Raw genomic sequence first — 25,114 nt, 5'->3', positions numbered from 1 at the left:
GCCCCGGAGCTTTCGTACGAACAGAACCTGGAACTAAAGCGTACGAAATTACTTCAGGCCGGGGTACAGCGGGTGCTTCTCGGCCAGCGCGACGACCCGGGCCTTCAGGGCGTCGGCGTCGAAGCCGGGCTTCAGGGTCTCCGCGATGACGTCGGCGACCTCGGCGAAGTCCTCGGTGGAGAAACCGCGGGTGGCCAGCGCCGGCGTACCGATGCGCAGACCCGAGGTGACCATCGGGGGACGCGGGTCGTTCGGGATCGCGTTCCGGTTGACCGTGATGCCGACCTCGTGCAGCCGGTCCTCGGCCTGCTGGCCGTCCAGCTCGGAGTTGCGCAGGTCCACCAGGACCAGGTGCACGTCCGTGCCGCCGGACAGGACCGAGACGCCGTGCGCGGTGACGTCGTCCTGGACCAGGCGCTCGGCCAGGATCCGGGCGCCGTCCAGCGTGCGCTGCTGGCGCTCCTTGAACTCCTCGGAGGCCGCGATCTTGAAGGAGACGGCCTTGGCCGCGATCACGTGCTCCAGCGGGCCGCCCTGGAAACCGGGGAAGACCGAGGAGTTCAGCTTCTTCGCGAACTCCTTCTTCGCGAGGATGATGCCGCCGCGCGGGCCGCCGAGCGTCTTGTGCGTGGTCGAGGTGACCACGTCCGCGTGCTCGACCGGGTTCGGGTGCAGACCGGCCGCGACCAGGCCCGCGAAGTGGGCCATGTCGACCCACAGGTACGCCTCGACCTCGTCGGCGATCCGGCGGAACTCGGCGAAGTCCAGCTGACGCGGGTAGGCGGACCAGCCCGCGATGATGACCTTGGGGCGGTGCTCCTTGGCGAGGCGCTCGACCTCGGCCATGTCGACCAGACCGGCCTCGTCCACGTGGTACGCGACCACGTTGAACTGCTTGCCGGAGAAGTTCAGGCGCATGCCGTGGGTCAGGTGACCGCCGTGCGCCAGGTCCAGGCCCAGGATCGTGTCGCCGGGCTGGGCGATCGCGAAGAGCGCGGCCTGGTTCGCGGAGGCGCCGGAGTGCGGCTGGACGTTGGCGTACTCGGCGCCGAACAGGTCCTTGATCCGGTCGATGGCGATCTGCTCGGCCACGTCGACGTGCTCGCAGCCGCCGTAGTAGCGGCGGCCCGGGTAGCCCTCGGCGTACTTGTTGGTGAGGACCGAGCCCTGGGCCTCCATGACCGCGACCGGAGCGAAGTTCTCCGAGGCGATCATCTCGAGGGTGGACTGCTGGCGGTGGAGCTCGGCGTCGACGGCGGCGGCGACGTCGGGGTCCAGCTCGTGGAGAGGGGTGTTCAGAAGCGACATGAATCGATCCCTACGGGGTCTCGGTTAGCCGGCGGTGAAGGCGGTGTACTCGTCGGCGGAGAGCAGGTCGCCCGGCTCGTCCGTGATGCGCACCTTGAACAGCCAGCCACCCTCGAACGGGGCGGAGTTCACCAGGGAGGGGTCGTCCACGACGTCCTGGTTGGCCTCGACGATCTCGCCGGTCACGGGCGCGTACAGGTCGCTGACGGACTTGGTGGACTCCAGCTCGCCACAGGACTCGCCCGCGGTCACCGTGTCACCGACCTCCGGGAGCTGCACGAAGACGACGTCACCGAGGGCGTTCGCCGCGTGCTCCGTGATGCCGACCGTCGCGACGCCGTCGACGACGTCCGACAGCCACTCGTGCTCCTTGCTGTAGCGAAGCTGCTGGGGGTTGCTCATGTCGTGATTCTCCTGGATCGGGGGAGTGCTGGTGTACGCGGGTCTTACGGGATGAGACGCGAGGTGAGACGTGAAGGGGTGGGAAACGTCACTTCTGGCGCTTGTAGAAGGGCAGCGCCACGACCTCGTACGGCTCGTGGGTGCCGCGGATGTCCACACCTACACCCTGCGTGCCGGGCTCGGCGTGCGCCGCGTCCACGTATGCCATCGCGATCGGCTTTCCGAGCGTGGGCGACGGCGCGCCGGAGGTGACCTCGCCGACGACCTGGCCGTCGGCGACGACCGCCATGCCGGCGCGCGGGACGCGGCGGCCCTCGGCGACCAGGCCGACGAGCTTGCGCGGCGGGGCGGTCTCGGCACGCTCGGCGGCCTTCTCCAGCGCCTCACGCCCGACGAAGCGGCCCTCGTTGGTCGTCTTCTCGAACTTCACGACCCGGCCGAGCCCCGCGTCGAACGGGGTGAGCGAGGTCGTCAGCTCGTGCCCGTACAGCGGCATGCCCGCCTCCAGGCGGAGCGTGTCACGGCAGGAGAGGCCGCAGGGGATCAGCCCGACCGGGGCGCCCGCCTCGGTCAGCGCCTTCCAGACACCCTCGGCGTGCTCCGGCTTCAGGAACAGCTCGAAGCCGTCCTCGCCGGTGTAGCCGGTACGGGCGATCAGCGCGGGGACCCCGGCGACCGTGCCCGGGAGGCCGGCGTAGTACTTCAGACCGTCCAGGTCGGCGTCGGTCAGCGCCTTCAGGATGCCGGGGGACTCCGGGCCCTGGACGGCGAGCAGGGCGTACGCGTCACGGTCGTCGCGCACCTCGGCGTCGAAGCCGGCGGCCCGCGCGGTCAGCGCGTCGAGGACGGTCTGCGCGTTGGAGGCGTTGGCGACGACCAGGTAGTGAGGAGACCCGGCCTCGGTGTCGCCGAGCCGGTAGACGATCAGGTCGTCGAGGATGCCGCCGTCCTCCTGGCAGATGTGCGTGTAGCGCGCGCGGCCCACGCCCACCGTGGAGATGTTGCCCACCAGCGCGAAGTCGAGCAGCTCGACGGCCTGCGGACCGGTGACGGTGATCTCACCCATGTGGGAGAGGTCGAAGAGGCCCGCCTTCGTGCGGACGGCGTTGTGCTCGTCGCGCTCGCTGCCGTAGCGCAGCGGCATGTCCCAGCCGGCGAAGTCGGTCATGGTCGCGCCCAGGGAGCGATGCAGCGCATCGAGGGCGGTCAGACGGGGGGCAGACGTGCTCATGGGTGGCTCCCGGATCCCAAGGGCGGAAAACATGACGGGCGAGGACGTCCTCCCCATCTGTCATGGAACCTGAGAGGTTCACCGAGAGCATCTCGTCACCGAGAGATCGGCTTGCACCTTGGGTGGGAACGCCACACGGCGTCCCGCTTTTCAGATCTGCCTCATCCACGCGGTACGGGGCCTGAGAGATTCAAGGGAGGGTCTTGCTCCTTCGGCGCCCGGGGCCCACCGTGGTGGTTCCGGGACTCTCCCGCGCGGATTCGAGCGGCCGGTATGAGGTTGTGTGCGCTTGGCGCGCACATCATTGCACGCGGGGTCCGATCGGCAAATCGCTTGTGACTGATTACCCCTTCTTTACACTTTGTGGGGAAGGGGTCCTCGGGACCCGACAGGGGGAAGAGACCATGACGATCCAGCACAGCGGGGCCTATGCCACGGGCACGGGGATACCGGCTCCGCGCGCCCGCGCCCGGACCCGGCGGCGTCGCACCGCCGCGCCCCTGCTGCGGGACCTGCGCGAGCGCGGCGGCCGCGGCCCCCGGACGCTCGCCTTCACCGCGGGGGACCTCGTGGTGGTCTCCGGGCTGCCCGGAAGCGGCAAGTCGACGCTGATGCGCCGCGCCGCCCAGGGCCTCGGCATCGACTCCCAGGACGCCCGTGAGCGCTGGGAGACCAGGCTCCCCGCCCTCCTGCCGTACGCGGTCTACCGCCCGCTGGCCCGGCTCGCCCACTACGCCGGGCTGCGGCGCGCGCTGCGCTCCGGGCGGAGCGTCGTCGTCCACGACTGCGGCACCCAGTCCTGGGTGCGGAACTGGCTGGCCCGCGAGGCCCGCCGCCGGGGCACCGCCCTGCACCTGATCCTGCTCGACGTCACCCCCGACGCCGCCCGCGCGGGCCAGCGCGAGCGCGGCCGGGGCGTCTCCGGGTACGCCTTCGCGCGCCACCGCCGGGCCGTCGGCCGGCTCCTCGGCTCGGTGGAGTCCGGCCGTCTGCCCCGCGGCTGCGCCTCGGCGACCCTGCTCGACCGGGACGCCGCCGGGGCTCTGCGGACGATCGCCTTCCGATCCGTCCACTGAGCCCTTTTGGCCACGGGGGCCTCGGGGCGGCGTTAGGGTTCTGCCCCGAGGGCGCCTGACCAGGCTGCCGTGACCAGGGCCCGCGAGACAGGGGAATCGGAAACCGTGGACGTGACGTGGCCGGGAAACGAGCTCGAGGAGGTCCTGGCGGCCTCGCTCGGCAACCCCTCCGCCGGAGGCCGCCTCGTCGAGGTCCTCGGCCGGAGCCCCGTCTGGGTGCCGCTGCCCAACGGCGGCAGCCCCGAGAGCCGGGACCTCGACCTGCCCACGCTGGAGATCGACGGGCTGCCGTACGTCCCCGTCTTCAGCTCCGAGCAGCAGTTCATGGCCTGCGTCGGCAGCCACATGTCCTTCACCGTCGCCCCCGCCCGTGACTTCGCCCGCGGTCTGCCCCCGCAGCTCGGCATCGCCGTGAACCCCGGCGGCACGGTCGGCGCCCCCCTGCCCCCGCCGGCCGTCGCCGAGCTCTGCCGGGTCGGCCGCACCCCGCTGGACGGCCCCGCGAGCGGCGGCCGGGTCCGGCTCTTCGAGCCCGACTGGCAGGACGACCCGGTCGACTTCCTGACCGTCGCCGCCGCCGAGTTCGACGCCACCGGCGTCGTCCTCTCCGCCCGCCGCGCCCTCGCCAGCGTCGAGGGCACCGAACCGGCCCTCTTCATCGGCGTCGAGCTCGTGACCTGGGACGGCGTCGACCGGAACGCCCCGCTGGACGCGCTGGGCCGCGCCCTCGGCCGGGTCGAGGTGGCCTGGCCGGTCAACCTCATCCTGCTCGACGTGGCACAGGACCCGGTCGGCGACTGGATGCAGGAGCGGGTGCGCCCCTTCTATCAGCGGGCCTCCCGGTAATTAAGCTGGTGCGGTGGACGGAAGAGGGGCGGGAACCAGGGTGAGCGCGTCAGGCACGGCTGCGGCCGGACAGGTCGAGCACATGCTGCGCCAGGTGGCACCCGGGCGCTACGACGCGTACGAGCAGCTGCTGCACGCCCTCGCCGACGGCAGCGTCTGGATGCTGCTCTGGCAGGGCACGCCCGGCTCGCCCGACGCCCAGTACGGCCACATGGACGTCGAGGGCTTCGGGTACGCCCCCTGCGTCACCTCCGCCCAGGAGCTCGCCGCCTCCGGCTGGAACCGCGCCCACGAGGTGGTCACCGGCCGCGAGATCGCCGGCGGCCTCTTCCCCGACCGGGTGGGCGTCTGGCTCAACCCGCACGACACCAACGGCGGCGTCGGCATCCCCTGGGCCGACCTCCGCCGGATCGCCACCGGTCTCGACCGGATGCCGGCCGGACCGCTGCGGCTCTCCGAACCCGCCCTGGAGATCCCCCAGTTCTACGCCCTGCTGACCCAGAACGCCCACCGCACCCCGTCCGTACGGGCGCTGCGCAGGGCCTGGGTGCAGCCCGCGCTCGGCTCCCCGTACCTCGCCATCGGCCTCGACCTGTACGACACCTCCACCGCCTCCGTGGAGTCGGTGCGCGCGATGATGCGCCAGACGGTCTCCGCCGTCCCCGACGGCCTGCCCGTCTCGACGGTCGCGATGTCGGACCCGTACGACCCCGTCGCGATGTGGCTGCGGGCCAACACGCGGCCGTTCTACGACCGCGACGCCCATGTGGCGCCGACCCCGCAGGCCCCCGGCTACGGCTACCCCCCGGCCGTGCCCCGCACGTACTGATACGTCCGCTCCGTCCCCCCAATTCACCCCTGTCACAGGGGGGTTGGGGCACATGTCCGTTCTGGCCGAATAGTGGGCGAGATGGTCCGCTGACGCGATCACAGAGTCCGGATAACGGAAGGCAACGAACCGCATCACGGTTGAGCAAACATTCACCGTGAGGTCTGGCGGGTGATCGCGGCCACATTGAAGACTCCCCGGAACACCGGGCGTTCGGCCTCCTGGCCGATGCCCCGCAGTTGTTCCACCAAGCCGCTACCCGCGGCGGGCAAGGGCCGGCTACCGGCGGCCGAGAGGGGTCCTCAGCACGATGACGGCACCACTGCACGAGACGAGTGCGGCCGAGTCGACCGCCGCCGTCGATGCCGTGCCCCCGGCGCCGCCGGGCAAGACGATCGAGGGGCGTTCCCCCTGGCAGATCGCCTGGACCAGGCTCAAGCGGGACAAGCTCGCGCTGGCCGGCGGGGCGATCGTGGTCTTCCTGGTCGTCGTCGCGCTCCTCGCGCCCGTCATCGTGGGCCTGCTCGGCCACCCGCCGGACGAGTTCCACGAGGACCAGATCGACCCGCTCTTCGGCACCCCGATCGCCCCCTACGGCGGTATCAGCTCCGACTTCCTGCTCGGGGTCGAGCCGGTCAACGGCCGCGACGTCTTCAGCCGCATCGTCTACGGGGCCCGGATCTCGCTGCTCGTCGCCTTCCTCTCGGCGATGTTCGCGGTCGTCCTCGGCACGATCCTCGGCGTCGTCGCCGGCTACTTCGGCGGCTGGGTCGACGCGGCGCTCAGCCGCGTCATGGACGTCATGCTCGCCTTCCCGCAGCTGCTCTTCACCATCGCGCTGGTCTCCGTGCTCCCCAACGAGATGCTCGGATTCTCCGGTTCGGGCGTCCGCATCGGCGCGCTGGTCGTGGTGATCGGCTTCTTCGGCTGGCCCTACGTCGGCCGGATCGTCCGCGGCCAGACCCTCTCGCTGCGCAACCGCGAGTACGTGGAGGCCGCCCGCTCCCTGGGCGCCGGCCGCCTCTACATCCTGCGCCGGGAGCTGCTGCCCAACCTGATCGCCCCGATCATGGTCTACGCGACCCTCATGATCCCCACCAACATCCTCACCGAAGCGGCCCTCAGCTTCCTCGGCGCGGGTGTGAAGCCGCCCACCGCGTCCTGGGGCCAGATGCTGTCGACGGCCATCTCCACCTACGAGTCGGACCCCCTGTTCATGGTGATCCCCGGCCTCGCCATCTTCATCACCGTTCTGGCGTTCAACCTCTTCGGCGACGGCGTGCGGGACGCGCTCGACCCGAAGGCCGCTCGCTGACCGCCTGCCAGCCCGCACAGACCCGCCCCTGCCGCTGTTGACAGGAGGCAATCAACACCGGCGGACCGCCGTAACGGCCGCCACTATTCCGGAGGTTGCGAGACCATGACTCTGAACAGCTCACAGCGGCGCAGAATCGCCGCGGGCGCGCTGCTCGCCGCGGCCACGATGGTCGTCACCACCGCGTGTGGCGGCGGCAGCGGCGACGGCAAGAGCAAGTCCGGCGCACCCGGCTTCAACGCCGCCGTGAACAAGGTCGCCAACCCCTCCGACAAGAAGGGCGGCGAGCTGAAGTTCATCGGCTCGCAGGAGGCGGACTCGTGGGACCCGCAGCGCGGCTACTACGGCTTCGTGTGGGACTTCGCGCGCTACTACACGCGCCAGCTGGTCACCTTCAAGGCCGAGCCGGGCGCCGCCTCCACCGAGCTGGTGTCCGACCTCGCCACCGACACCGGCAAGGTCTCGGCCGACGGCCTCACCTACACCTTCACCCTGAAGGACGGGGTCACCTGGGAGGACGGCAAGTCGATCACCTCCAAGGACATCAAGTACGGCATCGAGCGCATCTGGGCCCAGGACGTCATCTCCGGCGGCCCGATCTACCTCCAGCAGGTCCTCGACCCGAAGATGGAGTACAAGGGTCCCTACAAGGACACCACCCCGGACAAGCTCGGCCTGAAGGCGATCGAGACCCCGGACGACAAGACCATCATCTTCAAGCTGCCGGTCGCCAACGGTGACTTCCTCCAGATGCTGGCCATGCCCGCCGCCTCCCCGGTCCGCCAGGACAAGGACACCAAGGCCCAGTACGGCCTGAAGCCCTTCTCCTCCGGCCCGTACAAGTGGCAGTCGTACACCCCCAACAAGTCGATGCTGCTGGTCCGCAACGACAAGTGGGACGCCAAGACGGACACCGTCCGCAAGGCGCTGCCGGACAAGATCAGCGTCAAGTTCACCACCAACGCCGACGACATGGACAACCGTCTGGTCGAGGGCGAGTACGACCTCGACATCAACGCCACCGGTGTCGGCGCGGCGGCCCGCGCCAAGGTGCTCCAGCAGCACAAGGAGAACGCGGACAACCCGCAGACCGGCTTCATCCGCTACGCGGTCTTCCCGCAGACGGTCATCGACAACGTCGAGTGCCGCAAGGCGATCATCTACGCGGCCGACTCCAAGTCCCTCCAGACCGCCCGTGGTGGCCCGCAGGCCGGTGGCGACATCGCCACCAACATGCTGCCGCCGGCGATCAAGGGTGCCGACCCGAAGGCCGACCCGTACGGCAAGCTGGCGGGCAAGCCGGACCTGGCCAAGGCCAAGGAGGCGCTGGCCAAGTGCGGTAAGCCGAACGGCTTCAAGACCACGATCGCGGTCCGCAACAACAAGAAGATCGAGATCGCGACCGCCGAGTCCCTCCAGCAGTCGCTGAAGGCCGTCGGCATCGACGCCCAGATCGACCAGTTCGACGGCGCCCAGACCTCCGGCATCATCGGTTCGCCGAAGGTCGTCAAGGACAAGGGCTACGGCATCATCATCATGGGCTGGGGCGCCGACTTCCCGTCCGGCCAGGGCTTCCTGCAGCCGCTGGTCGACGGCCGCTTCATCCTCCAGAGCGGCAACAACAACTTCTCGGAGCTGAACGACCCGGCCGTCAACGGCCTGTTCGACCAGGCGCTGAAGGAGACCGACCCGGTCAAGGCCGGCGAGCTCTACAAGCAGATCAACACGAAGGTCTCGGACGCCGCGGTGTACCTGCCCTTCACCCACGAGAAGAACATCATCTGGCGCTCCTCGCGACTGACCAACGTCTACACGGCCGACGCGTACAACGGCCGTTACGACTACGCGTCGCTCGGCGTCGTGAAGTAACCCGCGTCTCCATCCACCCGCTCCAACGGCGCACCACCCGCCGCTAGGTCCGAAGGGCAGGTGATGGCCGCTCACGGTGGCGGGGGATCCCGATCGGGATCCCCCGCCACCGGTCGGCCGACCGCATGCTTGCATATCTCGTCCGACGGCTGTTCGCCGTCGTAGTGATGCTGTTGGTCGTCACCCTGACGACGCTCAGCATCTTCTTCCTCATCCCCAAGATGACCGGCAGCGATCCTGCCGTGATGTTCGTCGGCAAGCAGGCGGATCCGGCTTCCATCGAAGCGGTCCGGCAGAAGCTGGGCCTGGACGAGCCGATCCTGGTGCAGTTCTGGCACTTCGTCTCGGGAATCTTCGTCGGTCGCGACTACACCGGCGGAGGCAGCACCATCCACTGCGAGGCACCCTGCTTCGGGTACTCGTTCCGTACCGAGCAGGACGTCTCGACGATGCTGGTCGACGCGTTCCCCGTCACCATCTCCATGGTCCTCGGCGCCGCCGTGCTGTGGCTGGTCATGGGCGTCTCGACCGGTGTGGTCTCCGCGCTCAAGCGGGGCACCCTCGTCGACCGCGCCGCGATGGTCACCGCCCTCGCCGGTGTCTCGCTCCCCATCTTCTTCACCGCCATGCTGGCGATGCTGATCTTCCGTACCCAACTGGGCTGGCTCAACGCCTCCTACACCCCGATCGGCGAGTCCTTCGGCAGCTGGTTCGGCGGACTGCTGCTGCCCTGGATCACCCTCGCGTTCCTGTACGCGGCGATGTACGCGCGGCTCACCCGCGCCACCATGCTGGAGGTCCTCGGCGAGGACTACATCCGTACGGCACGGGCCAAGGGTCTGCCGGAGCGGGTCGTGCTCGGCAAGCACGCCATGCGCTCCACGATGACCCCCATCCTGACCATCTTCGGCATGGACCTCGGCGCCCTCGTCGGCGGCGCGGTCCTCACCGAGACCGCGTTCAACCTCCAGGGCCTCGGCCAGATGGCGATCAAGGGAGTCACCGAGCGTGACCTTCCGCTGATCATGGCGGTCACGCTCATCACCGCGGCCGCCGTCGTCCTCGCCAACCTCGTGGTGGACCTTCTGTACGCGGTGATCGACCCCCGAGTGAGGCTCGCATGACGGACAAGCTGACCACGACGGGCGCGGCCCTGGGCGAACCGGTCGCCGCCGGGAACGCCCCGTCCGCGGCCTTCCTCGACGTCCGCGACCTGAAGATCCACTTCCCGACCGACGACGGCCTGGTCAAGTCCGTCGACGGGCTCTCCTTCCAGTTGGAGAAGGGCAGGACCCTCGGCATCGTGGGCGAGTCCGGCTCCGGCAAGTCGGTGACCTCGCTCGGCATCATGGGCCTGCACACCGTCGGCCAGTACGGCCGGCAGAGGGCCCGGATCTCCGGCGAGATCTGGCTGAACGGGCGCGAGCTGCTCACCGCCGACCCCGAAGAGGTCCGCAGGCTGCGCGGCCGCGACATGGCGATGATCTTCCAGGACCCGCTCTCCGCGATGCACCCGTACTACACGGTCGGCGCGCAGATCGTGGAGGCGTACCGGGTCCACCACCCGGTCGACAAGAAGACCGCCAAGCGGCGGGCCGTCGAACTCCTCGACCGGGTCGGCATCCCCGAGCCGGCCAAGCGCTTCTCCAGCTACCCGCACGAGTTCTCCGGCGGTATGCGCCAGCGCGCGATGATCGCGATGGCGCTGGTCAACAACCCCGAACTGCTCATCGCGGACGAGCCGACCACCGCGCTCGACGTGACCGTGCAGGCGCAGATCCTCGACCTGATCCGGGACCTGCAGAAGGAGTTCGGCTCGGCGGTCGTCATCATCACGCACGACCTCGGCGTGGTCGCCGAGGTCGCCGACGACATCCTCGTGATGTACGGCGGCCGGTGCGTGGAGCGCGGACCGGCCGAGGCGGTCTTCTACGAGCCGCAGCACCCCTACACCTGGGGGCTGCTCGGCTCGATGCCGCGGATCGACCGGGAGCAGACCGAGCGGCTCATCCCGGTGAAGGGCAACCCGCCCAGCCTGATCAACGTCCCCAACGGCTGCGCCTTCAACCCGCGCTGCCCGTACGCGGACGTGCCCAAGGGCGGCATCACGCGCACCGAGCGCCCCGAGCTGAAGGAGACGGGCAGCCGTCACCACTCCGCGTGCCACATGTCGCGCGAGGAGCGGACCCGGATCTGGACCGAAGAGATTGCGCCGAAGCTGTGACCGACAACAAGAGCACCGAGCCCCTTCTCAAGGTCGAGAACCTGGTGAAGCACTTCCCCATCAAGAAGGGGCTGTTGCAGCGACAGGCCGGGGCGGTCAAGGCGGTCGACGGCATCGACTTCGAGGTGTTCCCCGGCGAGACGCTGGGCGTGGTCGGCGAGTCGGGCTGCGGCAAGTCGACGATGGGCCGGCTGATCACGCGGCTGCTCGAACCGACGGGCGGCAGGATCGAGTTCGAGGGCGTGGACGTCTCGCACCTCGGTGTCGCCAAGATGCGTCCGCTGCGCCGCGACATCCAGATGATCTTCCAGGACCCGTACGGCTCGCTGAACCCCCGCCACACGGTCGGCTCGATCGTCTCGGCGCCGTTCCGCCTCCAGGGCGTGGAGCCGGAGGGCGGGGTCAAGAAGGAGGTCCAGCGTCTCCTCGGCCTGGTCGGCCTGAACCCGGAGCACTACAACCGTTACCCGCACGAGTTCTCGGGCGGCCAGCGCCAGCGCATCGGCATCGCGCGGGCCCTGGCCCTCAAGCCGAAGCTGGTCGTCGCGGACGAGCCGGTCTCGGCGCTGGACGTCTCGATCCAGGCGCAGGTGGTGAACCTGCTGGACGACCTCCAGGACGAGCTGGGCCTCACGTACGTGATCATCGCCCACGACCTCTCGGTGATCCGGCACGTCTCGGACCGGATCGCGGTGATGTACCTCGGCAAGATCGTCGAGCTGGCGGACCGCAAGTCCCTGTACGAGGCCCCGATGCACCCGTACACCCGCGCCCTGATGTCGGCGGTCCCGATCCCGGACCCCCGCCGCAAGGGTGCGAAGAGCGAGCGCATCCTGCTCACGGGCGACGTCCCCTCGCCGATCGCCCCGCCCCCGGGCTGCCGCTTCCACACCCGCTGCTGGAAGGCGACGGAGCTCTGCAAGACCACCGAACCCCCGCTCGTCGAACTCCGCCCGGGCCAGCGTGTCGCGTGCCACCACCCGGAGAACGCGGAGGGCGTGACGGTGCCGTCGGCGAGGGAGTCGGTGGAGGTGACGATCACGAAGCCGTCGCCGGCACCGGCACCGGCGCCTGCCCAGGCCCCGGCCGAGGAGGGCGACGTGCCGTCGGAGGGCGAGGCGACGTCGGACGGCGAGGCGACGTCGGACGGCGAGGCGCCGTCGCAGGGCGGCGCGGCCAAGGAGTGACGCGGCGCGCGGCCGCCGCACGCGGGGGGCCGGGGCAGAGCCCCGGCCCCACCCGCACCCAACCGTAGGCCTTCCGGCGGGGGCGCGGCGCCGCGCGCGGGGCCTCGCCCTGCCCGGCGGTCGACCCCCGCCTCACCCGTCACAATGGTCGCCGTGGTTCACGATCTGTTCAGCCCCGACGTTCAACACGCCCTCGACCTCGTCGGCATCTTCGTCTTCGCCATCTCCGGCGCCCTGCTCGCCGTCCGCAAGAACTTCGACGTCTTCGGCATCGCCGTCCTCGCCGAAGTCACCGCCCTCGGCGGCGGCCTCCTCCGCGACCTGATCATCGGCGCCGTGCCCCCGGCCGCCTTCGCCGATCTCGGCTACTTCCTCATGCCGCTCGTCGCCACCGTCCTCGTCTTCTTCCTCCATCCGCAGGTCGAGCGGACCCAGGCCGCCGTGAACGTCTTCGACGCCGCCGGGCTCGGCCTCTTCTGCGTGACCGGCACGACCAAGGCGTACGAGTACGGCCTCGGCCTCACCTCCTCGGCCGCCCTCGGCGTCGCGACCGCCGTCGGCGGCGGTGTCCTGCGCGACGTGCTCGCCAACGAGGTCCCCTCCCTCCTGCGCTGGGACCGCGACCTCTACGCCGTGCCCGCCATCGTCGGCGCCACGATGGTCGTCCTCTGCATCCGCTTCGACGCCCTCGACACGTTCACCACCGCTGCCGCCGTCCTCACCGCCTTCGTGCTCCGCCTCCTCGCCATGCGCTTCCACTGGCGCGCCCCCCGCGCCTGGAACCGCCGTTCCTCCGCCCGCGAGGAGCCGGAAAAAGCTACCGCTCAGTAGCCTCCTGCTGTACCGTCGGAACCATGAGCACGAGCCTCGAGACGGTCGCGGGAACGAGCGAGTTCGACCGCGACACCGCCGTCACCCTCCGCGCCCCCGGCGTCTACGACGCCGACCTCTCCGCCGGCTGGACGATCATCAGCGCCGTCAACGGCGGCTACCTCCTCGCCCTGCTCGGCCGCGCCCTCGGCGACCACCTCCCGCACCCCGACCCGTTCACGATCTCGGCGCACTACCTCACGCCGTCCGTGCCCGGCCCCGCGGTCATCCGCACCGAGACCGTCCGCACCGGCCGCACCCTCTCCACCGGCCAGGCCTCCCTCTTCCAGTACGCCGAGGACGGCACCGAGGTCGAGCGCATCCGCGTCCTCGCCTCCTACGGCGACCTCGACGCGCTCTCCGACGAGGTACGGACGTCCGCCGCACCGCCGGCCATCGCCCCCGTCGAGCAGTGCTTCGGCCCCTCCGACGGCCCCCGGCCGCCGATCCCCGGCTCCAGCGCCATCACCGACCGCCTCGCCATCAAGCTCGACCCGGCCACCGTCGGCTGGGCGATCGGCGCGCCGTCGGGGAAGGGCGAGATGCGCGGCTGGTTCGCCCTCGCCGACGGCCGCGAGCCCGACGCGCTCTCGCTGCTCCTCACCGTCGACGCGCTGCCGCCGACCTCCTTCGAGCTGGGCCTGAAGGGCTGGACGCCTACCGTCGAGCTGACGACGCACGTCCGCTGCCGCCCCGCCCCGGGCCCGCTGCGGGTCGCCATCACCACCCGTAACCTCGCCGGCGGCTTCCTGGAGGAGGACGCCGAGGTCTGGGACAGCGCCGACCGCCTGGTCGCCCAGTCCCGCCAACTCGCCCGTGCGCCGAGGTCCTGAACCCCGACGCCGACGGGAGCCGGTGGCCCCCGGTGGGGGCGCGAGAGGGTGCCGACGCGTGGGCGCCAGGGGGCGCGCATCGGTCGCGCCCCCGCGCCCTCGTAGAATCAAGAAATCATGGCTTACCTCGACCACGCCGCGACCACGCCCATGCTCCCCGAGGCGATCGAGGCGCTGACCGCCCACCTCGCCGTCACGGGCAACGCCTCCTCCCTGCACGCGGCCGGGCGGCGGGCCCGGCGGACCGTCGAGGAGGCCCGTGAGACCCTCGCCACCGCCCTGGGCGCGCGGCCCAGCGAGGTCGTCTTCACCTCCGGCGGCACCGAGGCCGACAACCTCGCCGTGAAGGGCCTGTACTGGGCCCGCCGCGCCGCCGACCCCGCCCGCACCAGGGTGCTGGCCGGCCCTGTCGAGCACCACGCCGTCCTCGACGCCGTCGACTGGCTGGCCACGCACGAGGGCGCCACCGTCGAGTACCTGCCCGTCGACCGGTACGGACGCGTCCACCCCGAGGCGCTGCGCGAGGCGATCGCCCGCGAGCCGGAGACCGTCGCGCTCGCCACCGTCATGTGGGCGAACAACGAGATCGGCACGATCATGCCGGTACGCGAACTCGCCGACGTGGCGAGCGAGTTCGACGTCCCCCTGCACTCCGACGCGGTCCAGGCCTTCGGCCAGATCCCCGTCTCCTTCGCCGATTCCGGCCTCGCCGCCCTCACCGTCTCCGGCCACAAGATCGGCGGCCCGTACGGCATCGGCGCGCTGCTCCTGGGCCGCGAGTACAGCCCCGTACCCGTCCTGCACGGCGGCGGCCAGGAGCGCCACGTCCGCTCCGGAACCCTGGACGCGCCCGCCATCGCCTCCTTCGCCGTCGCCGGCCGGATCGCCGCCGAGCGCCGCGAGGAGTACGCCCGTGAGGTCGGCGCCCTCCGCGACGAGCTGGTGGCCGCCGTCCGCGCCGCCGTCCCCGACGCGATCCTCGGCGGCGACCCGGTCGACCGGCTCCCCGCCAACGCCCACTTCACCTTCCCCGGCTGCGAGGGCGACTCCCTGCTCCTGCTCCTCGACGCGCAGGGCATCGAGTGCTCGACCGGCTCCGCCTGCACGGCCGGAGTCGCCCAGCCCAGCCACGTCCTGCTGGCCACCGGCACCGACCCGGACCTCGCCCGGGGCACCCTGCGCTTCACCCTCGGCCACACCTCCACCAAGGAGGACGTGGCCGCCGTCGCCCAGGCCATCGGCCCGGCCGTGGAACGGGCGAGGACCGCGGGCCTGGTGTAGGCGACCCGGCCCCCGGTCCTGGGGCCCGGAAGCCTCCGAGCCTCAGACCGGCTTCTCCCGGAAGCCTCCGAGCCTCAGACCGGCTTCTTCGACGCCTCCCGCACCAGCTTCATGTACCTGTCCCAGTCCCAGTGCGGGCCGGGGTCCGTGTGGTCGGTCCCCTCCACCTCGACGTGGCCGATGATGTGCTCCCGGTCGACGGGGATGCCGTACCGGGCGCAGATCCCGGCCGTCAGCCGCGCCGACGAGGCGTACATCGCCGCCGTGAAGTCCTGCGGACGGTCGACGAAGCCCTCGTGCTCGATGCCGACGCTCCGCTCGTTCATCTCCCGGTTCCCGGCGTGGAAGGCCACGTCGAGCTCGCGGATCATCTGCGCCACGTGGCCGTCCTCGCGGACCACGTAGTGCGTGGCGGCGCCGTGCCCCGGATTCTTGAAGACCTTCAGGGCGGACGCGTAACTGCCCTGCACCACGTGGATCACCACGCGGTCGATCGTGAAGTCGGCCGGCCGGTCGGCCCGCCGCCAGTTCGCCCGCGAGGCCGCCGACCAGTCCGCGCCCTTGTGGTCGAGCTCGCCCTCGACGCGGTCCCGCTCCGTGCCAGGCAGCCGCCACCAGACGCGCGCCAGCTCGTCGCGGGCCAGCGCCGCCGTACCGAGGACGGCCGCGCCGCCCCCGAGCAGGACGGCTCGCCGCCCCACCCCCCGCTTCTTCTCGCTCCCCATGTGCAGGACAACGCTTACTCACGCGACCGTGGTTCCCGTGGCCCCTTACCCTGGTAGGGCTATGACTCAGACTCCTCACCGCCGCCTCCGTGTCCTCGCCGCCATGTCCGGCGGTGTGGACTCCGCCGTCGCCGCCGCCCGCGCCGCCGAAGCGGGGCACGACGTGACCGGCGTCCACCTCGCGCTCTCGGCCAACCCGCAGTCCTTCCGTACCGGTGCGCGCGGCTGCTGCACCATCGAGGACTCCCGCGACGCCCGCCGGGCCGCCGACGTCATCGGCATCCCCTTCTACGTCTGGGACCTCGCCGAGCGCTTCCGCGAGGACGTCGTGGACGACTTCGTCGCGGAGTACGAAGCGGGCCGCACGCCCAACCCGTGCCTGCGCTGCAACGAGAAGATCAAGTTCGCGGCGCTGCTCGACAAGGCGCTCGCGCTCGGCTTCGACGCGGTCTGCACCGGCCACTACGCCACGGTCCAGCTGAACGAGGACGGTACGCGCGAGCTGCACCGGGCCTCCGACATGGCCAAGGACCAGTCGTACGTGCTCGGTGTCCTGGACGAGAAGCAGCTCGCGCACGCGATGTTCCCCCTCGGCGACACGCTCACCACCAAGGACGAGATCCGGGCGGAGGCGGAGCGGCGCGGCCTCGCGGTGGCGAAGAAGCCCGACAGCCACGACATCTGCTTCATCGCCGACGGGGACACCCAGGGCTTCCTGGCGTCCCGGCTCGGCCGCGCGGAGGGCGACATCGTCGACGAGTCCGGGGAGAAGGTGGGCACCCACGAGGGTGCGTACGGCTTCACCATCGGCCAGCGCAAGGGCCTGCGGATCGGTCACCCGGCGCCGGACGGCAAGCCGCGCTACGTCCTGGACATCTCACCGGTGAACAACACGGTCACGGTCGGCCCGGTCGAGGCGCTCGACGTCACCGGCCTGACCGCGATCAAGCCCCGCTGGTGCGGCACGGCCCCCGAGGGCTCCGGCCGCTACACCGCCCAGCTGCGCGCCCACGGCGGGGAGACGCCGGTCACGGCGGCACTGGAGAACGGCGAGCTGACGGTCGCCTTCGACGAGCCGGTCCGGGGTGTCGCCCCGGGGCAGGCGATCGTGCTGTACGACGGCACGCGCGTGGTGGGCTCGGCGACGATCGCGACGACGGCACGGCGCACGGAGCCGGCGACGGCGTAGCGACCGTTCGGGCCCCCTCCGCGCCGTCCCGGCTCACTCCTCCTCGAAGAAGTCCTCCAGGACCGGCGCGAGGACGTGCGGGGCCACCAGGTGCGTCTGGCCCGTCAGGGTGCGGTGCCGGCCGCGGGGGAGGGCCGTCGAGACGGCGAGGGCCGCGCGCCGGGTCCGGGCGGGGCTCGCACCGCCGTCGACCACCAGCACGCGCGCGTGGATCCGGCCGAGCCGCGCGGCCGGCACGGTCCCGTCGCCGAGGACCGCGTGGTCGTACGCGAGGGTGTGCGCGACCGCCTCCAGTCGCGGCAGCCCCCGCACCGGTTCGGCCACGTCGGCCGCCTCCGCCAGGAACAGGTCCACGGCGGCACCCCGCCGCCCCCGCTCCAGCAGACCGGCCAGCCGCCGGCGCCGCGCCGTGAACGCCTCCCGGGCCCCGGCCTCCGCCGAGAACGGCGGCTCGAAGACCGAGAGCCGCTCCAGCGGCAGCCCGGCCTCGGCGGCGGCGAGCGCCAGCGCCCCACCGGACGACACGCCGTGCACGCACGCCCGGCCGCCCACCTCGCCGATCAGGGCGGCCAGATCCTCGATCTCCCGCTCCACGCCGTACGGTCCGGTGTCCCCGCTCCGCCCGCGCCCCCGCCGGTCGTACGTCACCACCGAGAAGCGCGAGGCGAGCAGGTCGGCCAGCGGCCGCTCGGCCTCGCCCGTGCACAGCGCGCCGCTCACCAGGATCACCGGCGTGCCCTCCCCGCGCCGCTCGTACGCGATTCCCGTCCCGTCCGCGGACCTGACCCGCCCCCGGACCCTGCTCAGCGTGCCGCTCGTCTCGTCCATGAGGGTGTTGACCTCGACCGCTCCCGGAACTCATCGGCGCGGCGGGGAAGTTCGGGAAAGAATCTTGAAATCCCAGGTCAGGGAGGGTGTCAGGGTGGCGCTGTGGCTGCCCTACGGTGGGAGCCATGAACATCTGCGTCTTCCTCTCCGCGGCCGATCTCGACGAGCGCTACACCGGCCCCGCCCGCGACTTCGCCGAACGCCTCGGCAAGGCGGGCCACACGCTGGTGTGGGGCGGCTCCGACGCCGGGCTGATGAAGGTCGTCGCGGACGGCGTCCAGCAGGCGGGCGGCCGACTCGTCGGCGTCTCCGTCGACTTCCTGGCCGGCAAGGCGCGCGAGGGCGCGGACCAGATGCTCTTCGCCAAGGACCTGGCCGAGCGCAAAGCCCTCCTGCTGGCCAAGTCGGACGCCGTCGTGATCATGGTCGGCGGCACCGGCACCCTCGACGAGGCCACCGACGTCCTGGAGCTGCGCAAGCACGGCAGGCACACCAAGCCGGTGGTCCTCCTGAACACGGCCGGCTTCTACGACGGCCTGAAGCTCCAGTTCCGGCGCATGGAGGAGGAGGGCTTCCTGCCGCTTCCCCTCGCCGACCTGGTCTTCTTCGCGGACGACGCCGCGTCCGCGCTGGCCCACCTGGAGGATGTGATCTCCGGGGCCGGTGGCGCGGGCGCCGCCCCTCGGTGATGGGACCATGGTGCCCATGGCTACTCATGTGATCACCGGGGCAGGTTCCGGCATCGGCGCTGCGGTCGCCCGGCGGCTGCACGCGCGCGGGGACGAACTCGTGCTCCACGCGCGCGACGCCGGGCGGGCCAAGGAGCTCGCCGCCGAGTTCCCCGGCGCCCGGACCCTCGTCGGGGATCTCGCCGACCCCGACCGGCTCTCCTGGGCGTTCTCGCACCAGACCCTGCCCGAGCGGGTCGACACGCTGCTGCACATCGCGGGCGTGGTCGACCTCGGACCGGTCGGCGAACTCACGCCCAAGACCTGGCGCCACCAGCTCAACGTCAACCTGATCGCCCCCGCCGAGCTGACCCGGCACCTCCTGCCGCAGCTGCGGGTCTCCCAGGGCCACGTCGTCTTCGTGAACTCCGGCGCCGGGCTGAACGCCCACGCCGAGTGGAGCGCCTACGCCGCCTCCAAGCACGGCCTGAAGGCGCTCGCCGACTCGCTGCGCCACGAGGAGCACGCGAACGGGGTGCGGGTCACCTCGGTCTACCCGGGCCGCACCGCCAGCCCGATGCAGGCGAAGGTCCATGCCCAGGAGGGCAAGGAGTACGACGCCTCCCGGTGGATCGACCCCGAGTCGGTCGCGACCGCCCTGATCACCGCCGTCGACCTGCCGCGCGACGCGGAGATCAACGACCTGACGGTCCGTCCGGGACGGTAGGACACCGCAGACATGGAAGAAGGCACCGTGACCGAGACCAGCGAGACGCCCACGTTCCCCTGGGGGCCCGCCACCGGCGTCGGCTCCCTGCCCGGGGGTGACGCCCGGGAGGCCGCCAGGACCGTCACGGGCTCCTTCGAGGACTTCCCCTTCCTCGCCGAGCTGCCCGCGCGCGGACCTGGCGCCGACATGATCGGCCGGACCCTCGGGATGCTCGTCGACATGTACGCGCACGTGGAGCCGAGCGGCTGGCGGGTCAGCGACCGGCCCGGCCGGGACACCCGGCGCGCCCGGTCCTGGCTCGGCGAGGACCTGGACGCCCTGGAGGAGTTCACGCAGGGCTACGAAGGCCCGCTCAAGGTCCAGGTCGTCGGCCCCTGGACGCTCGCGGCGGCGTTCGAACTGCGCGGTGGCGAGGCCGCCCTCGGCGACCCCGGCGCCTGCCGTGACCTCGTCGGCTCCCTCGCCGAGGGCCTCGGCGTCCACCTCGCCGAGCTCCGCAAGCGGATCCCCGGCGCCCGGCCCGTCCTCCAGCTCGACGAGCCCTCCCTGACCGCCGTCCTGCGCGGCCACGTCCGTACCGCCAGCGGCTACCGCACCTACCGCGCCGTCGACCGGCAGGTCGTCGAGAGCGCCCTGCGCGAGGTGATCGCGGTCCACGACGGCCCGGTCGCCGTCCACTCCTGCGCCCCCGACGTGCCGTTCGGGCTCCTGCGGCGCACCGGGGTCGACGCGGTCTCGTTCGACTTCGGGCTGCTCACCGAACGTGACGAGGAGCAGATCGGTGAGGCCGTCGAGTCCGGCACCAAGCTCTTCGTGGGCGTGGTGCCGTCCACCGACACGGCATTGTCCGACCCGGGCGGTAGCGTCATGGGTGTCAGGACGCTGTGGCGCAGGCTGGGGCTGAATCCGGGGACTCTCGCCGAGTCCGTCGTGGTCACCCCGACGTGCGGGCTCGCGGGCGCTTCGCCCGCCTACGCCCGCGCGGCCCTCGCCCACTGCGGCCGGGCGGCGAGATCGCTCGCGGACAACCCTGAGTGACGGGGTCTGAGGCAACGGGAGGACGAGGAACGGTGGCAGTCGAACAGGGGGCCCTGCCCGCCGAGGCACGGGAGAAGCACGCGGATCTGTCCGAGCAGATCGAGGAGCACCGCTTCCGGTACTACGTGAAGGACCAGCCGGTCATCAGCGACGGCGAGTTCGACAAGCTCCTGCGTGCCCTGGAGGCGCTGGAGGAGGAGCACCCCGAGCTGCGCACGCCGGACTCGCCCACGCAGAAGGTCGCCGGGCAGTACGAGACGGAGTTCACCTCCGTCGCGCACCGGGAGCGCATGCTCTCCCTCGACAACGCCTTCGACGACCTGGAACTGGCCGCCTGGGCCGAGCGGATCGCCCGTGACGTCGGCACCCCCGACTACCACCTGCTGTGCGAGCTGAAGGTGGACGGCCTGGCGGTCAACCTCACGTACGAGGACGGCCGGCTGACCCGGGCCGCCACCCGCGGTGACGGCCGCACCGGCGAGGACATCACGCCCAACGTCCGTACGATCGCCGACATCCCGGACCGGCTGCGCGGCGAACGCGTCCCGGCGCTGGTCGAGATCCGGGGCGAGGTCTTCTTCCCGATGGAGGCGTTCGAGGGGCTCAACGCGCGGCTGGTCGAGGCCGGCGACAAGCCCTTCGCCAACCCGCGCAACGCGGCGGCCGGTTCGCTGCGGCAGAAGGACCCGAAGGTCACCGCGACCCGCCCGCTGCGCATGGTCGTTCACGGCATCGGCGCCCGCGAGGGCTTCGCCATCGACCGCCTCAGCCAGGCGTACGACCTGCTCCGCGAGTGGGGCCTGCCGACCGCCCGGCACAACAAGGTGGTCGACTCCCTGGAGGGCGTACGGGAGTTCATCGCGTACTTCGGTGAGAACCGGCACTCCGTGGAGCACGAGATCGACGGCGTCGTCGTCAAGCTCGACGAGATCCCGCTCCAGGGCAGGCTGGGCTCCACCGCGCGCGCCCCGCGCTGGGCCATCGCGTGGAAGTACGCGCCGGAGGAGGTCAACACCAAGCTGATCGACATCAAGGTCGGCGTGGGCCGGACCGGCCGGGTCACTCCGTACGCCCAGGTCGAGCCGGTCACCGTGGCCGGCTCCGAGGTCGAGTTCGCCACCCTGCACAACCAGGAGGTGGTGAAGGCCAAGGGCGTGCTCATCGGCGACACGGTGGTGCTGCGCAAGGCCGGTGACGTCATCCCGGAGATCCTCGGCCCGGTCGCGGACCTGCGGGACGGCAGCGAGCGGGAGTTCGTGATGCCCGCCGAGTGCCCCGAGTGCGGGACGCCGCTCAAGGCGATGAAGGTGGGCGACATCGATCTGCGCTGCCCGAACGCGCGGACCTGTCCCGCCCAGCTGCGGGAGCGGCTCTTCTATCTGGCCGGCCGCGAGTGCCTGGACATCGAGAACTTCGGCTCGGTGGCCGCCGCCGCGCTCACCCGCCCGCTGGAGCCCGCCGACCCGCCGCTCGTGGACGAGGGCGATCTCTTCGACCTCACCATCGACCAGCTGCTGCCCATCAAGGCGTACGTCCTCGACCCGGACAGCGGTCTGCCCAAGCGGGACCCGAAGTCCGGGGAGGAGAAGGTCGTCACGGTCTTCGCCAACCAGAAGGGCGAGCCGAAGAAGAACGCGCTTGCCATGCTGGCGAACATCGAGGCGGCCAAGTCCCGTCCGCTGGCCCGGTTCATCAACGGCCTCTCCATCCGCCATGTGGGCCCGGTCGCCGCCCAGGCGCTCGCCCGCGAGTTCCGCTCGCTGGAGCGGATCGAGCAGGCGACCGAGGCGGAGCTGGCGGCGGCCGACGGGGTCGGCGGGATCATCGCCACCGCCGTGAAGGACTGGTTCGCCGAGGAGTGGCACCGCGAGATCGTGCGCAAGTGGCGTGCGGCCGGGGTCACTCTGGAGGAGGAGGGCGCCGGCGAGGACGAGGGCCCGCGTCCGCTGGAAGGACTCACCGTCGTCGTCACCGGCACGCTGGAGAACTTCACCAGGGATGGCGCAAAAGAGTCCCTCCAGAGCCGCGGCGCGAAGGTGACCGGTTCCGTTTCGAAGAAGACCGACTTCGTCGTCGTGGGCGAGAACCCGGGCTCGAAGTACGACAAGGCGATGCAGCTGAAGGTTCCGGTTCTGCACGAGGACGGCTTCACGGTCCTGCTCGAACAAGGGCCCGAAGCCGCTCGGGAGGTCGCCGTCCCGATCGAGGGGTAGGCGGACGGGGTCGGCGCAGGGGCCCCACCGACCCCTCCTGCGTCACCCGTTCGGCGCATACCAGATCGTTACGGGTGGGCCGGTCGCATTCGGGCAAGACATGGAGAGCGCTGCCCGTCGGAGCCCTCCGCGGCCTAGTGTTGAGACCGTGCGTCTGTCGCGCACGGCTGCGCGGGGCTCTGCCGGTCGTGGCGGCATGACAACGGCCCATCGCGTTGCGACGGCACCGCCGGCTGTGAGAGGGACGGAATGAAACCGACCGAGAGTGCCGCCGCCCCGCTCTCCAGGGCACGGGGCCGCGCGGCCCGCGGGGCGATCTCCGCCGGGCTGCCCGGCGTCGCCGTCGGCCTCGCCGCCGCCATGCTCGCCACCGGGATCTACCGGGCGGTGAGCGCGGGACACGGACTCTTCCCCGGCGGCGCCGAGGGCTGGTCCCTCGCCGTTCTCACCGGGCTCATCGTCGGCCACCTGGTCGCCCTCGGCCGGGACCGCTGGTGGGGCGGTACCGGCTCCGGCGCCGCCCTCACCCTCGCCGTCCTGCTCCTCCACGGCTGGGTGCCCGCCGGCCTCGTCTCGATGGCCGTCGTCCTGCTCGTCGGCGCCGCCCGCCGCCACCGCTGGCGCCAGGGCCTCCTGCACGGCTCCGTGGACGTCCTCGGCGTCGGCGGGGCCGCCCTGGTCCTCGCCGCCTTCGGCGACGTGCCGACCGTCGAGCAGCCCTGGCAGCCCCCCGACTGGGGGATCGCGGACATCCCGGAAGTCGCGCTCGCCGCCGGCACCTACCTCGTGGTCACCCGGCTCCTGCTCTGGTACGCCCTCTCGCCGCAGGGCGGCGGGCTGCCCACCGTCGCCCGCACCGCCCTGCTCCGGCAGGGCCTGATCGCCGTCGCGCTGCTCGGCATCGCCCCGCTGATCTGCGTCGTCGCCGTCTCCCAGCCGCTGCTGCTGCCGCTCTTCGCCGTCCCGCTCATCGCCCTCGACTCCACGCTCTGGATCGCCCGCGCCCGGGCCGAGGAGCAGCTGAAGGACCCGCTCACCGGCCTGCCGAACCGGCAGTGGCTCCTGGAGCGGGCCTGGACCGCCCTGGAGGAGGCCGAGGGCGAGGGCGTCCGCTCCGCGCTCGTCCTGATCGACATGGACCGCTTCCGATCGGTCAACGACACCCTCGGGCACCTCGCCGGAGACCGCCTCCTCCTCCAGATCGCCGAGCGGCTCAAGGTCGCCCTGCCGCGCGGAGCGGAGGCCGCGCGGCTCGGCGGGGACGAGTTCGCCGTCCTGCTCCCCACCGCCGACTCCACCACCAGCGCCCAGCGCGTCGCCCGCCACCTGGTCGCCGAGCTCTCCTCGCCGCTCGACCTCGACGGGCTCACCCTCGTCCTGGAGGCCAGCGCCGGTGTCGCCGTCTTCCCCGACCACGCGCTCGACGCCGAGGGCCTGCTGCGCCGCGCCGACGTCGCGATGTACCAGGCGAAGCGGGACCGTACGGGCGTGGAGGTGTACGAGTCCAAGCGCGACTCCAACACCCCCGACCGGCTCGGACTCCTCGGCGACCTGCGCCGCGCCCTGGACGCCGGCGAGGTCGAGCTCCACTACCAGCCCAAGGTCCGCTTCGACGGACAGGTCGCCGGCCTGGAGGCCCTGGTGCGCTGGGTGCACCCGGAGCGCGGCCGGGTCCCCCCGGACGAGTTCATCGCCATCGCCGAGTCCTCGGGCCTGATGCCCCACCTGACCGAGTACGTCCTGGAGACCGCGCTCGCGCAGGTGGCCCGGTGGCGCGCCCAGGGGTTGAACGTTCCTGTGGCCGTCAACGTCTCGCCCCGAGACGTCCACACCCCCGGCTTCGCCGGAGCCGTCGCCGCCCGCCTGGCGCGCCACGGCGTCCCGGCCGGAGCGCTCCAGCTGGAGATAACGGAGCACGTGCTCCTGGAGGACCCGCAGCGCGCCGCCGACACCATGGCCGGCCTGACCGGCCACGGCGTCAAGATGTCCCTGGACGACTTCGGCACCGGGTACTCCAGCCTGGTCCACCTGCGGCGGCTGCCGGTGAGCGAACTGAAGATCGACCGCTCCTTCGTCGCCCGGCTCGCCGTGGACGCGGAAGACGCGGAGATCGTCCGCTGCACGCTCGACCTGGCGCACTCGCTCGGCCTGCTCGTGGTCGCCGAGGGCGTCGAGGACGACGAGACCTGGGAGCGCCTGCGCGACCTGGGCTGCGACGCCGTCCAGGGCTGGCTGGTCGCCGCCGCGATGCCGCCGGCCGAGGCCACGGCCTGGCTGCGCGCCCGCGGCGAGCACGGCTGGCGCCGTCCCTCCGAGCTGGCGGCCCTGGAGGCCGCCGAGGCGGCCGCGCCGGTGGACCTCGACCACCCCTCGGGCCAGGTGGTGCAGTAGCGCGAGGCCGACCGTTTCACGGGTGGCGGTGCGGTCCCCATAGGATTGGGCCAACACCATC

The 25,114-nt window shown here is 71.7% G+C and carries 22 protein-coding genes and 1 riboswitch; of the genes, 17 read left to right on the top strand and 5 right to left on the bottom strand.

Annotation, left to right across the window (positions count from 1 at the left end):
* Positions 1-48 precede the first annotated feature (48 nt).
* From glyA to gcvT, 3 genes are all read right to left on the bottom strand, one after another.
* Positions 49-1,308: a serine hydroxymethyltransferase gene (gene glyA, locus ACIPPS_RS01205; RefSeq protein WP_401425350.1), complete on the bottom strand. Its 1,260-nt coding sequence runs from the start codon at positions 1,306-1,308 to the stop codon at positions 49-51.
* Positions 1,309-1,332: 24 nt separating this feature from the next.
* Positions 1,333-1,710: a glycine cleavage system protein GcvH gene (gene gcvH / locus ACIPPS_RS01200; protein ID WP_401425348.1), complete on the bottom strand. Its 378-nt coding sequence runs from the start codon at positions 1,708-1,710 to the stop codon at positions 1,333-1,335.
* Positions 1,711-1,798: 88 nt separating this feature from the next.
* The gene (gcvT, locus tag ACIPPS_RS01195; protein ID WP_401425345.1) at positions 1,799-2,941 is read right to left on the bottom strand and encodes a glycine cleavage system aminomethyltransferase GcvT; all 1,143 of its coding nucleotides are present in this window, start codon (positions 2,939-2,941) and stop codon (positions 1,799-1,801) included.
* A gap of 160 nt (positions 2,942-3,101) precedes the next feature.
* Positions 3,102-3,204, bottom strand: a riboswitch (glycine riboswitch).
* Between the two features lie 141 nt (positions 3,205-3,345).
* On the opposite strand from gcvT, the gene ACIPPS_RS01190 reads away from it, so the two are divergent.
* From ACIPPS_RS01190 to ACIPPS_RS01140, 11 genes are all read left to right on the top strand, one after another.
* Complete coding sequence (locus tag ACIPPS_RS01190) at positions 3,346-4,017, top strand: AAA family ATPase (RefSeq protein WP_401425342.1); 672 nt, start codon at positions 3,346-3,348, stop codon at positions 4,015-4,017.
* A gap of 105 nt (positions 4,018-4,122) precedes the next feature.
* Positions 4,123-4,863: an enhanced serine sensitivity protein SseB gene (locus ACIPPS_RS01185; RefSeq protein WP_401425340.1), complete on the top strand. Its 741-nt coding sequence runs from the start codon at positions 4,123-4,125 to the stop codon at positions 4,861-4,863.
* Between the two features lie 40 nt (positions 4,864-4,903).
* Positions 4,904-5,692 carry an enhanced serine sensitivity protein SseB C-terminal domain-containing protein gene (locus tag ACIPPS_RS01180; RefSeq protein ID WP_401425338.1) on the top strand — a complete coding sequence of 263 codons (789 nt, stop codon included), beginning with the start codon at positions 4,904-4,906 and terminating at the stop codon, positions 5,690-5,692.
* Between the two features lie 310 nt (positions 5,693-6,002).
* Entirely contained in the window at positions 6,003-7,007 is a 1,005-nt protein-coding gene (locus tag ACIPPS_RS01175; protein ID WP_401425336.1) for an ABC transporter permease, read from the top strand.
* A gap of 105 nt (positions 7,008-7,112) precedes the next feature.
* Complete coding sequence (locus ACIPPS_RS01170) at positions 7,113-8,876, top strand: ABC transporter substrate-binding protein (RefSeq protein ID WP_401425333.1); 1,764 nt, start codon at positions 7,113-7,115, stop codon at positions 8,874-8,876.
* A gap of 125 nt (positions 8,877-9,001) precedes the next feature.
* The gene (locus ACIPPS_RS01165) at positions 9,002-10,000 is read left to right on the top strand and encodes an ABC transporter permease (RefSeq protein ID WP_401425330.1); all 999 of its coding nucleotides are present in this window, start codon (positions 9,002-9,004) and stop codon (positions 9,998-10,000) included.
* The gene (locus ACIPPS_RS01160; RefSeq protein WP_401425328.1) at positions 9,997-11,100 is read left to right on the top strand and encodes an ABC transporter ATP-binding protein; all 1,104 of its coding nucleotides are present in this window, start codon (positions 9,997-9,999) and stop codon (positions 11,098-11,100) included. The genes ACIPPS_RS01165 and ACIPPS_RS01160 overlap by 4 nt, the downstream gene beginning before the upstream one ends.
* Positions 11,097-12,287 carry an ABC transporter ATP-binding protein gene (locus tag ACIPPS_RS01155; RefSeq protein ID WP_401425325.1) on the top strand — a complete coding sequence of 397 codons (1,191 nt, stop codon included), beginning with the start codon at positions 11,097-11,099 and terminating at the stop codon, positions 12,285-12,287. Before ACIPPS_RS01160 ends, ACIPPS_RS01155 begins: the two co-directional genes overlap by 4 nt.
* A gap of 153 nt (positions 12,288-12,440) precedes the next feature.
* Complete coding sequence (locus tag ACIPPS_RS01150) at positions 12,441-13,118, top strand: trimeric intracellular cation channel family protein (protein ID WP_401425323.1); 678 nt, start codon at positions 12,441-12,443, stop codon at positions 13,116-13,118.
* Positions 13,119-13,141: 23 nt separating this feature from the next.
* Positions 13,142-13,990, top strand: coding sequence for a thioesterase family protein (locus ACIPPS_RS01145; RefSeq protein ID WP_401425321.1), 849 nt, complete (start codon positions 13,142-13,144; stop codon positions 13,988-13,990).
* A 117-nt stretch (positions 13,991-14,107) separates the two neighbouring features.
* Positions 14,108-15,271 carry a cysteine desulfurase family protein gene (locus ACIPPS_RS01140; protein WP_401425319.1) on the top strand — a complete coding sequence of 388 codons (1,164 nt, stop codon included), beginning with the start codon at positions 14,108-14,110 and terminating at the stop codon, positions 15,269-15,271.
* A 74-nt stretch (positions 15,272-15,345) separates the two neighbouring features.
* Here the strand turns inward: ACIPPS_RS01140 and ACIPPS_RS01135 are convergent, their stop codons facing one another.
* Entirely contained in the window at positions 15,346-15,996 is a 651-nt protein-coding gene (locus tag ACIPPS_RS01135) for an N-acetylmuramoyl-L-alanine amidase (RefSeq protein WP_401425316.1), read from the bottom strand.
* A gap of 61 nt (positions 15,997-16,057) precedes the next feature.
* Between ACIPPS_RS01135 and mnmA the strand changes: the two genes are divergently transcribed.
* Positions 16,058-17,185 (top strand): tRNA 2-thiouridine(34) synthase MnmA, encoded by a 1,128-nt coding sequence (gene mnmA, locus ACIPPS_RS01130; protein WP_401425313.1) that lies wholly within the window; start codon positions 16,058-16,060, stop codon positions 17,183-17,185.
* Between the two features lie 33 nt (positions 17,186-17,218).
* Here the strand turns inward: mnmA and ACIPPS_RS01125 are convergent, their stop codons facing one another.
* The gene (locus ACIPPS_RS01125) at positions 17,219-18,013 is read right to left on the bottom strand and encodes an alpha/beta fold hydrolase (RefSeq protein ID WP_401425311.1); all 795 of its coding nucleotides are present in this window, start codon (positions 18,011-18,013) and stop codon (positions 17,219-17,221) included.
* 125 nt (positions 18,014-18,138) lie between these two features.
* Here ACIPPS_RS01125 and ACIPPS_RS01120 point away from each other — a divergent pair, with 125 nt between their 5' ends.
* The 5 genes from ACIPPS_RS01120 to ACIPPS_RS01100 all read left to right on the top strand — a co-directional run bounded on the left by ACIPPS_RS01120 (position 18,139) and on the right by ACIPPS_RS01100 (position 25,053).
* Positions 18,139-18,702: a TIGR00730 family Rossman fold protein gene (locus tag ACIPPS_RS01120; RefSeq protein WP_401425309.1), complete on the top strand. Its 564-nt coding sequence runs from the start codon at positions 18,139-18,141 to the stop codon at positions 18,700-18,702.
* 7 nt (positions 18,703-18,709) lie between these two features.
* Complete coding sequence (locus ACIPPS_RS01115; RefSeq protein WP_401425307.1) at positions 18,710-19,408, top strand: SDR family oxidoreductase; 699 nt, start codon at positions 18,710-18,712, stop codon at positions 19,406-19,408.
* A 27-nt stretch (positions 19,409-19,435) separates the two neighbouring features.
* Entirely contained in the window at positions 19,436-20,449 is a 1,014-nt protein-coding gene (locus ACIPPS_RS01110; protein ID WP_401425305.1) for a methionine synthase, read from the top strand.
* 32 nt (positions 20,450-20,481) lie between these two features.
* On the top strand, positions 20,482-22,662 hold the full coding sequence (gene ligA / locus ACIPPS_RS01105) for an NAD-dependent DNA ligase LigA (protein ID WP_401425302.1): 2,181 nt from the start codon (positions 20,482-20,484) through the stop codon (positions 22,660-22,662).
* Between the two features lie 249 nt (positions 22,663-22,911).
* Entirely contained in the window at positions 22,912-25,053 is a 2,142-nt protein-coding gene (locus ACIPPS_RS01100) for a putative bifunctional diguanylate cyclase/phosphodiesterase (protein ID WP_401425299.1), read from the top strand.
* Positions 25,054-25,114: the final 61 nt, after the last annotated feature.

The organism is Streptomyces sp. NPDC090127 (genome assembly GCF_044746945.1).
Taxonomy (GTDB): Bacteria; Actinomycetota; Actinomycetes; order Streptomycetales; family Streptomycetaceae; genus Streptomyces.
Note: the sequence above shows the minus strand (reverse complement) of the source record. Positions and strands in the feature narration are given on the sequence as shown.